We start from the raw sequence: 14,086 nt of genomic DNA, 5'->3' as shown, positions 1-14,086 counted from the left end.
CGTGCCTGCGTGGCTCATCATTTGCCAAAATACATCCACATAATTTATGGACAAATGCCAAAAGTCCGGTGACCTACCAGGCACACCCATCCTGGCACGGGTCGTGATTCTCTGGGGACTTTGGCTTTTTTCCCTGGACGCTTGGACTGCGACGTGTGGATTTGCCGAAAGCCCACATATTCTGGCTCCAGCGGCGCAACCCCGCTCACCTACGGGACAAACCGAGGCGGTCGATGGGCCAATCACAGCAAATAGCCAGTTAAAAGATGTGCAATCCTGGACCGACCGAGAGCTTGGCGCTGCGCAAGGAATCACACGTATTTCTAACAAATGGTATGTCTATGGCGATGCCGTCCAGCGCCAGCCCCGGGTCGGCGTCATCCGCGAGTATGACGAAGATTTTCGTTTCACCGGTCGCGAACTGGTGCTAACCCGCAAGGGAAAAACCCTCCTCCAACACCCCACCGGCTTGACCCAGGACCCGCGGCAAGGCACCTGGATTGGCAATACCGTCAACCAAGTCGCGACACTGTACCAAATCGATTGGGATCAGGCCTGGGTGGATGGCAACCTGGACCATGCGGTACTGTGTGAGGCAACCGATGACGCGGCGATCAACGGCTGTCGGCCGGAGTTTGTGACGCATGACGGCAAAAGCTATCTGGCCACGGCGGATTATGGCCTAATCCGTCCGGAAATCCGGCTGCTCAATCCCCAGGCGTTAATCATGGCTAAGCGAACCAGTGCGCCGGGGGTCGTAACGCACCGAATTTTGGCGGGACCGTTCAATCAGTCACTGGCCTGGAACGCCGAGCGCGGGGAACTGACCTGTATTCAAAACGTGATGCCGGGGATCGGCTGGCAACTGGAGGTGATCAATCTGGATGCGGCGATAAAGGATGGCCGCACCACCGGCCCCGGTGTACTTGCACGCCGCTGGACCCTGCCGCCGCATACCGAGCTAGAGGGTTACTTCCCCCTCAATGAAACAGAGGGAATCTTTGTTATCGCGCAGCAAATGAATAACATCACCCGCGGCACGATTGTGGAAACAGATTCCACGGTAACCCAACCGGGCTGGAAAGAGCCGACGTTGCCATAAAGCCGCCGATGGTATCGGCGGAATAAGACCTATCTTTTCAACAATTAAATTCTTGTAAATCTGCGAAGAATTTCAATTGGCTTATTTCTTGGCGGGCCAACAATGTTTAATAATTGGCGGGCCAACGGCGTTTAATTCACGGCGGGCCAACGGCCCGACCTATCCCAGCCTAGGGCAAGCGCAGCGTCGCCCTAGGTCAAAAATTTTATAGACTGGGAAGGGCCAACGGCCCGATTCATCATCGTCGATCAAGTTTACCCAAGGTAATCGTTATGCGGTAACCCTCGGCTGAGTTACGTAACCACGTTTTGGTATTACTCCCCCACCCGCACCACCACCCTTCCCTGCACTTCCCCGGCTAGAATTTTTTCGATCCACGCGGGCAACTCGACCAACGTCACTTCGGCCGCCACCAGCTGTTCTAAATCTTTTACACGCCAGTCACCCGCCAATTTTTCCCACACCTTCTCCCGTTTGTTTTCGATCGTCTGCGAAGCATCAATCCCCACCAAACTGACCCCGCGCAAAATAAATGGATACACGGTCATCCGCAGCTCGGCCCCGCCCACTAGCCCACACGCGGTGACGCAACCATGTTGCCTTGTCCCGCGTACAATACTGGTCAGCGCCTCCCCGCCCACGGTATCGACCCCGCCCGCCCAATGTCCCTTAAGCAAGGGGCGGTCGCTCTTATCCAATATCTCCTCCCGCGAGAGCGCGCGCCGCGCGCCTAGGTTTCGCACATAATCAGGGTTTTTCCCCGTAACGGCGGTGACGTCATAACCCAAGTGCGCCAGGATCGCCACCGCGTGCGACCCCACGCCACCACTGGCGCCGGTAACAATCACAGGGCCTGAATGTGGCCAAATGTCGTGATCTTGCAACGCCAATACACACAACCCCGCGGTAAATCCCGCCGTGCCAAAGATCATCGACTGCCGCATGGTCATATCCGTGGGAAGCGGCAGCACCCAGGCGGCGGGGACGCGAATAAATTGGGAAAAGCCCCCCCAGCGGCCCGCCCCCAGTTCAAAACCGGTCACCAGGACTTCCTGCCCCGGCAAGAACACGGGGTCTTGGCTCTCCACCACCACACCTGCGGCATCCACACCAGGTATGTGCGGCAGCGACTTGGCAATTCCTGGATGTCCCCGCGCGGCCAGGGCGTCCTTGTAATTGAGACTGGAATAATGAACCCGGATCACCACCTCTCCCGGGGGAAGTTGTTCCAGCGGTAGCGACTCAATCTGGGCACGAATATCCGCCGGGCCGTCAGTGAGATGATTTCGCACGACAAGGGCCTGAAAACTTGCGGGCAGTTTGACAGGTGGCATAGGGTTAATGTGTCTGGTCCCGGGAAGGATTTTTTATATTGATGGTAAAGTCGTTTGTCAGAAACACGCTATATCCCGCATTTTGGCCATAATACCCGCCGACTGACAACGACGGTTGAAAAAATCGGGATGCTTTGTGTGGGCGTTTCTTGTTTGTTAACAAAAACCGCGATCAAGTTGACATCCCGCCGGGGCGTTCCTAGAATTCAGGCACTTTGGAGATTTCGCGGCACAATGCCCGTGGATCATAAAAAACGCTTATTTTGCGGTCGCCGCAGAGAGGAAATTCCCGTGGGACAAGCCCTAGAAGTCACAGACGCCACATTTCCCAATGAAGTTTTGCAGTCGCACATCCCGGTGATGGTCGATTTTTGGGCCCCCTGGTGCGGCCCCTGCCGCCAGATCGCCCCGATGGTCGAGGAACTGGCCGCGGAAAACCAGGGAACGCTAAAAGTCGTCAAGGTCAACGTGGACGACAATCAAAACTACGCCACTCAATATCAGGTGGAATCGATCCCGACCTTGATCATTTTTAAGGGGGGCCAGCCCGTGGAGCGCATCCTAGGTGCCCGGCCCAAGGCGATGTTGCAACAGATGATTGACGCGGCCAAGGCATAAGGAGACCCCGCGCATCAAGGGCGCACAGGGTTAGCGAAAATTGCAGCAACATCATTCACGCAAGAGCCTTGGACACGGGGTGTCCAAGGCTTATTGCTTTTGCGTTAGTTCGCTTTCAATTCTGGCTAGAAAATCGGGATGGCAATTATGGATGATAATCGTATCCGCGTTGGATGTGCTGGGACGCTCGGATGGTTTTAAGGTTTCCCAATAGTAGGCAATTAACATAATTGTCCCTACCGCGACAAAATTTGATATTAGGATGATCCAGGGTAAATTGGTGGTTTTCTTTTCAGTGAGTTCTCTAAGCATGATGATGAGGAATGGAAACTGAAAAAACCCCACTAGTAAGTATCCTAAGTATTCCCAAGTTGCAGCATGCGAAGTCAAATTATTATGAGCGCGACAAAGCCAATACTCGATTCTTGGGTAGGGCAATCGTGATTTATACTTTGAAATAAAGCCGAAGACCAAGAGGCCCAGAATGCTGTTCAGCAAGAGTAAACAGAAACAGATCCATCTTTCCACAGGATTCAATGTAAATCCAAAAACTTTTTGATTAAGGTTTTCGTCCCGCGCAAGTTGCTGGTCGCACTGCGCGCATCGGGCTGGCAGTACAACACCTGGCTGACAAATCAAATCAGAGCCCATAATGGCAATCTTGTCACCGGCGCGAGTTAATCGAGCGGCCTCTTCCACCAGTGTTGTGTGCCCCGTTAATCGCTGCTCGTGCGGTAGCCGCAGGTAACTTTCCACGGAATCCAAGAACTGCGGGCAGCATCCGCTGATTGCCAAATATTTATTATCTTGGACGAATCTAAAAGATAGTCGCTTTGGTTGGGATAAGTATCTGTTTAAGAAAATTCCTGCCAAAACTATAACTATAAACAGCATTAAGTATGGGGGATACACAACCTGAAATATCAAAAAAATAAAAGAAAATGCCAGGGTGGAAATTAAAATAGTGACTTCCATTAATTCACGTATGGCCAGCAAACCTAAATCTGTCGGACAAATCCCGAATTCCACAACCACAAGCGAGGACTGCGGCTGATTCGCTGGAAGCACGCATTGAATGTGGTAATCCCACAACTTCACATCGCAATTGCAATGCACGCAACGTGGGGGGAGCGCAAGAAAGTTCTCGGCGCAAAGAATACTCCCTTGATCCACATGGGTGGTAGGGAATATCAACCTGCTCGGCGGTGATTGGTTCCAGCATTCTTCGCATTTAGCCAATTAATGAGTGGAATTGGACGGCAAGGGAAGGTCATCCAAAGCAATCACAACAGGCAGATAGCCAAAATCAAACTGCCGATTATCGTCATCCCCGCTTCACGAATTTAACTATTTTGAACATCTCTCACAACTTTTTCGTAATAAATTTTTCTACTGGTTTCTGTCCGGGGGCGATTCTCGCTTTCGCTAGGAATGACAGGTAATCCAGCTTTGTCAGTGACGTGATTCCCCTCTCTGGCAACGTAATGTATAGATTTTGGCAGTTGGCACTCTTTCCCTTCCTGAGCAAAACCATGACTCAAATTGCCGTCGCTGTCGTGTGTGGACTGTTACCCATTGCCTGGATGGCCCTCGCTGGATTACGCACCGTTATCACGCCCAAGGCGACCGCTAGCAAGTAGCCACCTGGCGCCGGCGTTAGCAAGTGGCCAGGGTTTCTGCGGTGGGGCTGCATCGATACGCGTTCTCGCTCAATTTTGCGCCAAGAGCGTTGTGTACCGGCACAACGGACTGATGGATCATGCTGGCGTTACGCAACCATGTTGCGGTTAAATTCCCTCACCCCGGCCTGCTCTCGCTGGGTGATTTGTCCAATGGGATTAAAAAAAGCTCATGGTAACCCGGGAATAATCCACGCTAAAATCATTGAGGTGGGTGTAAGAGTCTCGTTTTGCTAAGACGTCCCCTTGCTCACGCCGCGGGTTAGTCCCCCTTGCTGACGCTGCGGGCTAGATTTGCTCACGCTGCGGGCTAGTCCCCCTTGCTGACGCTGCGGCATAAACCCTTGCTCACGCTGAGGGCTGATCTCCCTTGCTCACGCTGCGGGCTGGATTGCTGAAGCTGTGGGTCAATCCCTTGCTAACGCTGCGGGCGGGATTTGCTTTACTTTCTGCCGGGGGACGGTCAAAATAAAGAAACTGCCACTAAGGCATGATTCACTTGCAATAAATAACTCTCCCGTCCAATATATTTTACCCATGCTCCCCTGGTCCCTCGTCTTTAACGCGCCGGGTTGGTTGTGGCTGCTGGCCCTCGTGCCCCTTCTCTGGTGGTGGAGTCTGCGCTCGCTCTCGGGACTGGGACGTGGCCGCAAATGGCTAGCCCTGGGCCTGCGTACCCTGGTACTCTTGGCGGTGATTCTTTCCCTCGCCGAAATTCGCTTTCACCGCACTAGCGAGAAACTGACCGTCGTTTACTTGCTAGATCAATCGCTCAGCATTCCCGACGACACCCGCCGCTTGATGATCCGCTACGTCAATGAGGAAATCCGCCAGCACCGCAAAGCCGCCACCCAGGATAACGCGGGGGTGATCGTCTTTGCCCGCGAGGCGACGATCGAACATCCCCCCCATGCGGCGGAAATCCGCATCCCCGAAACCATCGAAAGCCGGATCGAGACCGACGCCACCAATCTGGCCGGGGCGATCAAACTGGCCCAAGCGACACTGCCGGAGGATTCGGCCGGGAGGATTGTAATTATCTGTGATGGCAATGAAAACCTAGGGGACGCCCGCGAGCAGGCCCGCCGTCTGGCGGAGGTGGGCGTGGGAATTGACGTGGTGCCGATCCGATATCCCGCGCGGGCCGAAGTGGCGGTGGAAAAGCTGACGATTCCCACGGATGTCAATAGCGGCCAGCCGTTTGACATTCAGGTGGTGCTTAATAATCTGTCGCCAGCGCAAAAAAACCAAGCCACGCGCGTGCCGGGAAAGCTCAAGATCGTGCGCAAAAGCGGCGGCAGGGAAGAAACGCTTTCGGAACAGGAGGTCAACGTCGCCCCCGGCAAGCAGGTTTTTACCGTCCGCGAAGAGATCAAAGGGGCGGACTTTTACACGTATGAGGCCCACTTTACACCCGCCAGCAAGGCCCAGGACAACCTCTCGCAAAACAACCAGGCGAGCGCGTTTACCCAGGTGCGCGGGCAGGGGCAGGTGTTGCTTATCGAGTACATTAACGAAGAGACCGGCGCGACCGGCGGCGATTATGATTATTTGATCCAGCGGCTGAAAGAAGAAAACTTGCAAGTCACCAAGCGCAACACGCAGGAGCTATTTACCAGTCTAGGAGAGTTGCAGCCGTTTGACAGCGTGATATTGGCCAATGTCCCGCGCGAGGCCTTTACCGACGAGCAGATTTCGCTGTTGGTGCGCAATACACAGCAAATGGGGGCGGGGCTAATCATGCTGGGGGGGGAACATAGCTTTGGGGCGGGAGGTTGGGCGAATACCGAACTGGAAGAAGCACTTCCCGTGGAATTTCAAATTCGCAATGCCAAGGTCGCCCCCGTGGGCGCGCTAGCGATGGTGATCGACCGTTCGGGGTCAATGATGGGAAATAAACTACAAATGGCGATTGAGGCGACGATTGCCACGATCGATGTGCTGCAACCGTGGGACTATGTGACGGTCACGTCGTTTGACTCCTTTGGCTATATGGTGGTTCCCGCGACCAAAAAAGGGGAAAAAGGGCATACGATCAAGCGCCAGATTGCCAATATTGGCAGCGGCGGCGGAACCAACATGGAGCCGGGGATACGCCTGGCGTATGAAGAGCTAAAAAAAGTCAAGGACGCCGCGACCCGGCACATGATCATCCTGACCGACGGCCAAACCGAAGGAGCGGGCTACGAGCAAATGATCCGCGCCATTCGCAAGGACGGGATCACGGTATCGACCATTGCCATGGGGGCAGATGCGGACTCCGCGCTGTTGGCGTCCCTGGCCGTGGCGGGCCAGGGAAAGTTTTATCAAGTCAACTCGTACAAGGCCCTGCCCCGCATCTTTATGCAGGAAGCGCGCAAAATCTCCCGCCCCCTCATTTATGAAAATCAGTCGGGTTTGCAGCCCATTCGCAAATACCCGCACGAAATGCTCAAGGGGATCGAAGGGACGCTCCCCCCTTTTACCGGATATGTCCGCACCACGGTCAAAAATCATCCGCTGGTCGAGGTCAGTTTAGTCGCACCGCTGCCAAACGACGGAGACGAAAAATACAACACGCTGTTGGCTAGCTGGAACTTTGGCCTGGGCAAGGCCGTCGCCTGGACCACCGACTCTGGCCGCAAATGGGCCAACTCTTGGACCCAATCGGCGGATTACGACCGCTTTTTTAGCCAGATGGTCCGCTGGAGCATGCGCCCCGCGGGAGATACGGGCAAATTCACCGTCAATACCGAGGTTCAAGAAGGCAAAGTCCGGCTGGTCATCACGGCCCTGGATAAAGAAGACGAGTTCTTGAACTTTCTTAGCATGGGGGGGAGCGTGCTCGGCCCTGACATGAAGCCCCGCGATCTATCCATCAAGCAGGTCGCGCCGGGCCGCTATGTGGCGGAGTTCCCCGCCAGCACGAGCGGCAATTATTTTGCCATGTTGGCCCCGGGCCAGGGTATGGCCCCTATCATGGCGGGGGTCAATGTCCCGTACTCTCCAGAATTTCTCGATCGCGAGCCAAACGAAGCGCTGCTGCGCGAACTGGCCCAACTACCAACCACCGGCAGCGAGCCGGGGACCTATATCAACGGGGCTAAGCTGGAGGATTGGCTGGCGGTGGACACCTTTCGGCACAATCTGGCCAAAGCGCAGAGTAGCCAGGACATTTGGCCCTGGGTGCTATTTGCGGGGGCTTGCCTGTTTTTTGCCGATGTATTCAACCGCCGTGTCGCGCTGGATTGGGGCTGGCTGGGGGATCAATTGCGGGCGGGTTGGTTGCGGCTGCGCGGCCAAACAGCCGAACTGGCCCCCGCAGTGGCCATGAATCGGCTCAAGTCCCGCAAAGCCGAATTGCGGCAAGAGCTAGACGAACGCCGAGCCGCGGTAACGCTGCATCCCGTCAATTCCGCGGGAGGGGCTGCCAACGCCCCCCTTCCGACGGGAGACCTGGCAAATCTGGAGTCCCCCACGGGCAAAAGCAGCGGTCATCCACTGGTAAACCGCACAGGCCAGGGTTCCCCCTCCCCTGCCCCGCCGCAAACGACAACCGAAGAGCCAGACGACGCGATGAGTCGACTACTCAAGGCGAAAAAGAAAGTTTGGGAAGATCGACAGTTATAACAGGATTATTTCCGTAGAGCGGATCGTGATCCGCCACGATAATGTTAAATCTTGGCGGAACCATTTCCGCCCTACACATTTTGTCGCCAAAGGGATGATTTTTTATGTTGCAACTGCACATTCTGCTGACGGTCAAACAACCAGACGACATCGCCAAAGTGCGCGAACTTTTGGGGGCTGCCGCGCGTCTCTCCCGGACCGAGCCAGGTTGCCTGCGCTTTGAGGCCAGCCAATCGGTCAACGATCCGTCACTCTTTATCCTGAATGAACATTGGGTGGACCAAGCCGCCCTGGATGTCCACCGCACCGCCCAGGCCTACACCACGATTTATCAACCGCAGGTCCTGCCGCTGGTGACGCGCGTGGCGCACCCGAGCGCTCTATTGGAGTGAAGGGGGGAAATATAAAAACAAAAGGAAACGAAGTTAACGAAGGATTTTTTCAACCTTTTTTTTAAGCTCTATGCATCCTGATTACCAGCGCGCGGACAGCCTAACGTACAATATGATCAACGCGGCTATTGAAGGCGGACTGTGAAGGGATTGAGCCTGATGCCGGATAAAATTCCCAGATGACATTGTTTGTTTTTGAGATTCCAAAAATACATTTTAAACAGGAGGAAGCAGAGGGAGCAGAGTGGTTTATTCTGTGCAATAATAGTTACCCGACGGGCACTTTTATCCGGTTGAATTGATGCATCCACTTTTTCCTCAGGCACAAGAGCTTACAGGACCCACAATCGCCGCGGCAATAGAAGTACATCGTTATTTTGGGCCCGGATTAATCGAATCAATTTATGAGTGGGCGCTCCGCCATGAGTTAAAGCTGCGTGGTTATCAAACTGAGTCCCAACAATCGTTAAAAATTAAATATAAGGACATATTTCGCACGGAAGAGTTACGTTTTGATATTTTGGTTGACAAAGCACTCTTAGTGGAAGTTAAGGCAGTCGAAACAGTCATCCCGATTCACAAGACAATTACCTTGTCTTATATGAAGTGATTGAATATTCCATTGGGCTGACTTATCAATTTCCATGCCGAACGATTGGTCGATGGTGTGTCGCGATTGATTTTACCTGGCTCTGGACCAATGACCCTTCCGCCAAACAGCATCTAACTATATGATCGGATAAATATTCACTTAAAAGCTTTCTGCTGTTTCTCTGCTTCCTCCGCTTCCTCCTGTTAGAAATCCTTTTTACATTTACTAGTCTTCGCTTTGGCCAACCCTCCCGCATGATTCTGCTCATCGATAACTACGACTCGTTTACCTACAATCTGGTCCAGCGATTAGGCGAGATTGATCCCGCGATTGACTTGCGGGTGGTCCGCAACGACCAACTGACCGTGGAGGACGCCGTCGCGCTCGCCCCCACGCATTTGATTATCAGCCCCGGCCCTTGCACCCCGACCGAGGCTGGCATCAGCGTCCCTCTGATCGAACGCCTGGCAGGCAAGCTCCCCATCCTGGGCGTGTGCCTGGGGCACCAGTCCATCGGCCAGGCGACCGGTGGCAAGATCGTCCGCGCGCCTCGGCTCATGCATGGCAAGGTTGACCAGATCCACCATAACGGCCGCGGCCTGTTCGCCGGGCTACCAAATCCTCTTTCCGCGACGCGCTACCACAGTCTGGTGATCGAGCCGGAAACACTCCACCCCGACTTTGAAATCACCGCCTGGTCCGATTTGCCGGACCGCCGCCAACGCGAAATCATGGCGATTCAACATCGGCAATTCCCCCTTTTTGGCCTGCAGTTCCACCCCGAAAGTTTTCTCACGCCCCAGGGGACGGACATGCTGCGCAATTTTCTAAATTATTCCCCCCTGGCCACTCGCTTGGCGAAAAATAATCCGGGCCAGACCTTGGGCCGCGGCTTTCACGAACCCCCCGTGGCGGGCGCCCCCCACGGCACGCATCAGCCCTATGCGCACGATTTACCAGTGCTGACGCTAGCGCGGGAGTTATCCCACCCTGAAGATTGAGCGGTGTCCCTAGGGCCTAATTTGCCTGCTTGATAAAAATTGGTCCGCCCGCTCCATTCACAAATTTCATCGTTTTATTTCACTCGCCGGAAGAAAAATTCTGAACTTTTCGAATAAAATAGATTGAGACGGTTTTAAATTACTCGTTTTGGCGGGAGCTTTCGATGGCCAATTCTGGCTGGCGGCGAATTTCTGTTTTTACAGGGTGGACGGGACTGGGTATCTGCCTGTTATCGCTGACGGTCCTGGCCCAGCCGGGGCCGCGTCCCAGCGGACGCGCGGGCAAATCCCCGGCGGAGATCCTGAAAAGCGAATTGGACAAGGCCCATCGCGACCGTTCCAATAGCGGCGATCCGGCCAAGGAACGAAAAGTCCCGACTGATCCAAAATTGCAGGTGCTGTATAAGGACTTTGTCGAAAAGACCGTCAAGCTGGCCCAAGAATACGAAAAGGCCAACGATCTGGACTCGGCCCGCATTTGTTATGAAGAGATATTGTATTTGTTTCCCGATTACGAGCCAGCGAAATTAAAGCTGAACGAATATCTGCAGCGCGAAGCGAGCGCTCAAAAAAAGGTGGTGGATGTCTTTGCCAATAAGGACTGGCAGGACACGGGTCTGGTGGTAATCGCGGGCAAGCCGCTGGTCTTTACCGCCGAGGGAAGCTGGATTTTTAATATCAGTTATAAAATCGGCCCCGACGGGGTCCCCATCCCGGAGGACCTGCGCGACTTTAACCTGGGCGCGCTGATTGGGATGATCGACACGGGAAATCCCAAGGAAAACAAAGCCTTTGTCATCGGCCAAAGCCTGAAGCTCATACCCAAGCTATCCGGGCGGCTGCTGGTGCGCATCTATGATAGCGACGTCAGCGATAACGCGGGCAAGCTGCAACTGGAGGTACAGGGGACGTTTCGTAAGTGAGGGGCTCATTGGCCTAGATGTAAAACCAATTGGTTAGCGGTCATAAATTCCGCATAATCGCCATAACCCGCCGCGAATTTATAAGATAGACTTTCTAAGAGGTTCGGCCCCGCAACGCCATTCGGCACAGCGGAGATTGCCGCGGCACGCCATTCGTAACCCTAACGCGAATTCATCCCGCCGGGACCTTATTCACTCATTCATTTAAAACAGGTATCGCAATGCGCCACAATCCCGTCATGGCAGTCATTTATCTGGGGTTACTGGGCCTGACCTACTATCTGTTCCCGGATTATGAATGTTCGCGAAGTTATGACATAAAACCCGTGAGCGGCACGAATCAGGATCAAGTTTGCCAGATCGCCGCGGATTTTATGGGCGTGGACCGCGCGACCGTCAAGCCGGAGACCACCCTGGCCGAATTAAAAATGGACGAGCTGGATGGCGTCGAGCTGATGCTAATTCTGGAAAATCACTTTGATGCGGAACTTCCCGACGCGGAGTTTGCCCTCTTGGCCGAGTCGCCAAATTGGCGGGAGCAGCACAAAGCCACCAGCCTGGCCCGGTTAGCCGGACTGCTGCGTGATGCCCGCTCCACCGACAAATCCAACACCGGCTCTCCCCCCGAGGTCGAAACGGAATTTCTCCCGGTAGCTGATTTATTCGCGGATTAAACCACTTTTTTACTTTTTTTCAGGGGCAATGTATGTCTAGCCAGAGTTTAACCCAACTGACGGCGCAGCAGTACGATTGGTGGTCTGTATGGCGACAGCGGGGCCGGGCCGCGTATATTTGGCAAGTGGGAATTTTATCCTGCGGACTGCCGGGGGGCTTGGCCTGGGGGATTGGATTAGCGCTGCTGATGGAGTGGAATCTGGCCTGGAGCGTGGGGGCGGGGCTTATCTTGGCCCCCCTGGGAGGATACTGCCTGGGGGAACAGCTCTGGAATGATTTTGAGTCCCGCTATGCGGCAACAGACCCCGCGAATTCGCCACCATCGTCAACCTGATAATATAATCCGGGCAAAATCATGGGCCACGGGATGCGGGTGCCCCTCGGCCGCCGCATTTTCCGGTCGGACCAGCAGCACCGTTTGCATTCCGGCGGCGCGGGCGGCGTCCAGTTCCGCCACGATATCGCTGGCAAAAAGGATCGCATCCGGCGGATAATCATAGTCGGCGGCAATCTTGGCGTAGCTGGCTTTATCCCGCTTGGGACCAGTCGTTGTGTCATAATGGCCACTCAGGTAGGGCAAGAGATTCCCTCGCACGGTATGGGCAAAAAAAAGCTGTTGAGCGGCGATACTGCCTGATGAATAAATCCGCACCGGGACGCCCCGCCGCTGGCATTCCGCCAGCCATGGAGGCACATCGTCATAGACATGCGATTGGAGTTCGCCACTTTCAAAGCCACCTCGCCAGATGAGTCCCTGCAGTTCCTTGAGTCCCGTGGCCTTGACATCTCCCGCCATCAGGCGGCGCACTTCCTGCAAGACCAAATCCAATGCCTGTTGGGGGTCTCGGTCGGCGGACCATTTTTCCCAGGAATCTTTATCGGCGTCCCGGGCAATGAGTTCCAGCGCGCGGCGGGTCGCGGGTTCGTCCCATGTTGCCTGTAAAAACCCCTCCACCCGCGCGGCGGCATAGGGAAACAACACATCGGTGACGAACGAGATTGACGAGGTTGTTCCCTCGACATCCAACAAAACGGCGGTGGCGGAAAAATGCGGCATCCCCTTAGGGTATCACCCGCCAAACATTTGCGTCCAGTGGGCCACGGATTTGCCCACGCCAATCCGCCGGTGGTCGCCCAGTTGGTTCTTAAAATGCCCCGGGCTATGAAACCACGCTAGGTGGGCCTCATTCCCCAGCGGAGAGCCCATAAAGATATTTTCACCGTCGGCCGTGGTTTTGAAATTGACCGCCCGGTCCCAGGGGGTCTTTTTGCCGGTGACGGGGGACTCGTGGGCGAAAAACTTCAGCTCGCGCATATCCTGGCTATGGTCCCGTGAAGCAGCGACAAGCGCCGGATCAATCTCTAGCACGTTCAGGCCCAAGAGGCCCCGCAGCAGATTAAGCTCCAGGATACAACGGGATTCCTCGGGATCGAGGTCCGCGGCGAGTTTTTCGTTTTTGGCTAAAACTTGCCGATCCTGGTCGGTCATCGGCCCAGCTAGTTTGACCGCTAGTTCTTCTTCCCGCTGGAGATACATTTGAAAATTGGGCTGCTCGCCAACTTTTTCAGTACCTTGCGCAATCAAGCGATATTCGGCCACGGCGCAAAGTTCCCATAGGCGGCCCAGCTCGGCCATTTTTTCACGCCGTGTTTGCAGGTCCGGCGATTTGGCAAAGATCTCGGTCCGGTCCATGAGCAACAATTCACCCAATCGGGCGACCGCCGGATCAGCCACGGCCACAATCTGTGGTTTGGTTAGTTGTTCTTCTTTGGTCAACTCCAGCACCGACTGCCGCAACTGGGTTACTTCCGCGGATGAAATCGCTTGCAATCGCGATTGGGATGTGGCCCAAGCCGCCTCGGTAAATAAACCCCGATACTTGCTAAGTTGCGGCTCCAGATCCTTCACAATCAAATGCCGGATCCGGGCGATGCCCTCTGGCCCATAGGTGATCGCCTTTTCCACCGCCGCGGCTCGATGGCGCGGGGAACGGGCATAGCGGCGATAGCTGGCCAAAGCCGCGCCTAGTTGCCGCTCCTGCACTTTGGTCAATTTACCCGAAGGCAAAAGTGGCGGGGGCTCAGCCGCTTTGGCGGCGGGTAACGCGTTCACCTGGGACTGTTGCGCCAAGACGGGATTTGCCCGAACTCCGCTACAAAT

At 54.9% G+C, this 14,086-nt stretch carries 13 protein-coding genes; 9 read left to right on the top strand and 4 right to left on the bottom strand.

Features of this window, described 5'->3' with window-relative positions; genetic code table 11:
- The first annotated feature begins 46 nt into the window (after positions 1-46).
- Positions 47-1,102, top strand: coding sequence for a hypothetical protein (locus SFX18_11460; GenBank protein ID MDX1963764.1), 1,056 nt, complete (start codon positions 47-49; stop codon positions 1,100-1,102).
- Positions 1,103-1,416: 314 nt separating this feature from the next.
- On the opposite strand, the gene SFX18_11455 is transcribed toward SFX18_11460, so the two are convergent.
- Positions 1,417-2,436, bottom strand: a complete 1,020-nt coding sequence (locus SFX18_11455; protein ID MDX1963763.1) for a YhdH/YhfP family quinone oxidoreductase — start codon at positions 2,434-2,436, stop codon at positions 1,417-1,419.
- A 291-nt stretch (positions 2,437-2,727) separates the two neighbouring features.
- On the opposite strand from SFX18_11455, the gene trxA reads away from it, so the two are divergent.
- Entirely contained in the window at positions 2,728-3,054 is a 327-nt protein-coding gene (trxA, locus tag SFX18_11450; protein ID MDX1963762.1) for a thioredoxin, read from the top strand.
- Positions 3,055-3,144: 90 nt separating this feature from the next.
- Here trxA and SFX18_11445 read toward each other — a convergent pair whose 3' ends face one another.
- Entirely contained in the window at positions 3,145-4,122 is a 978-nt protein-coding gene (locus SFX18_11445) for a hypothetical protein (protein MDX1963761.1), read from the bottom strand.
- Positions 4,123-5,270: 1,148 nt separating this feature from the next.
- Between SFX18_11445 and SFX18_11440 the strand changes: the two genes are divergently transcribed.
- From SFX18_11440 to SFX18_11410, 7 genes are all read left to right on the top strand, one after another.
- Positions 5,271-8,342: a VWA domain-containing protein gene (locus SFX18_11440; GenBank protein ID MDX1963760.1), complete on the top strand. Its 3,072-nt coding sequence runs from the start codon at positions 5,271-5,273 to the stop codon at positions 8,340-8,342.
- 104 nt (positions 8,343-8,446) lie between these two features.
- Positions 8,447-8,734, top strand: coding sequence for a putative quinol monooxygenase (locus SFX18_11435; GenBank protein MDX1963759.1), 288 nt, complete (start codon positions 8,447-8,449; stop codon positions 8,732-8,734).
- 301 nt (positions 8,735-9,035) lie between these two features.
- Positions 9,036-9,344: a GxxExxY protein gene (locus SFX18_11430; GenBank protein ID MDX1963758.1), complete on the top strand. Its 309-nt coding sequence runs from the start codon at positions 9,036-9,038 to the stop codon at positions 9,342-9,344.
- A gap of 236 nt (positions 9,345-9,580) precedes the next feature.
- A complete protein-coding gene (locus SFX18_11425; GenBank protein MDX1963757.1) occupies positions 9,581-10,327 on the top strand; it encodes an aminodeoxychorismate/anthranilate synthase component II in 747 nt (248 codons plus the stop codon).
- A 164-nt stretch (positions 10,328-10,491) separates the two neighbouring features.
- The gene (locus SFX18_11420; protein MDX1963756.1) at positions 10,492-11,250 is read left to right on the top strand and encodes a hypothetical protein; all 759 of its coding nucleotides are present in this window, start codon (positions 10,492-10,494) and stop codon (positions 11,248-11,250) included.
- A 221-nt stretch (positions 11,251-11,471) separates the two neighbouring features.
- Positions 11,472-11,924, top strand: coding sequence for a phosphopantetheine-binding protein (locus tag SFX18_11415; GenBank protein ID MDX1963755.1), 453 nt, complete (start codon positions 11,472-11,474; stop codon positions 11,922-11,924).
- Positions 11,925-11,956: 32 nt separating this feature from the next.
- A complete protein-coding gene (locus SFX18_11410; protein MDX1963754.1) occupies positions 11,957-12,259 on the top strand; it encodes a hypothetical protein in 303 nt (100 codons plus the stop codon).
- Here the strand turns inward: SFX18_11410 and mtnC are convergent.
- Together mtnC and SFX18_11400 are read right to left on the bottom strand one after the other, a co-directional pair.
- Complete coding sequence (gene mtnC / locus SFX18_11405) at positions 12,251-12,982, bottom strand: acireductone synthase (GenBank protein MDX1963753.1); 732 nt, start codon at positions 12,980-12,982, stop codon at positions 12,251-12,253. The genes SFX18_11410 and mtnC overlap by 9 nt on opposite strands.
- Before the next feature lie 12 nt (positions 12,983-12,994).
- The gene (locus tag SFX18_11400; protein MDX1963752.1) at positions 12,995-14,056 is read right to left on the bottom strand and encodes a CAP domain-containing protein; all 1,062 of its coding nucleotides are present in this window, start codon (positions 14,054-14,056) and stop codon (positions 12,995-12,997) included.
- Positions 14,057-14,086 lie beyond the last annotated feature (30 nt).

It is taken from the genome of Pirellulales bacterium (genome assembly GCA_033762255.1).
GTDB lineage: Bacteria > Planctomycetota > Planctomycetia > Pirellulales > JALHPA01 > JANRLT01.
This window is presented reverse-complemented; position numbering and strand designations above follow the sequence as displayed.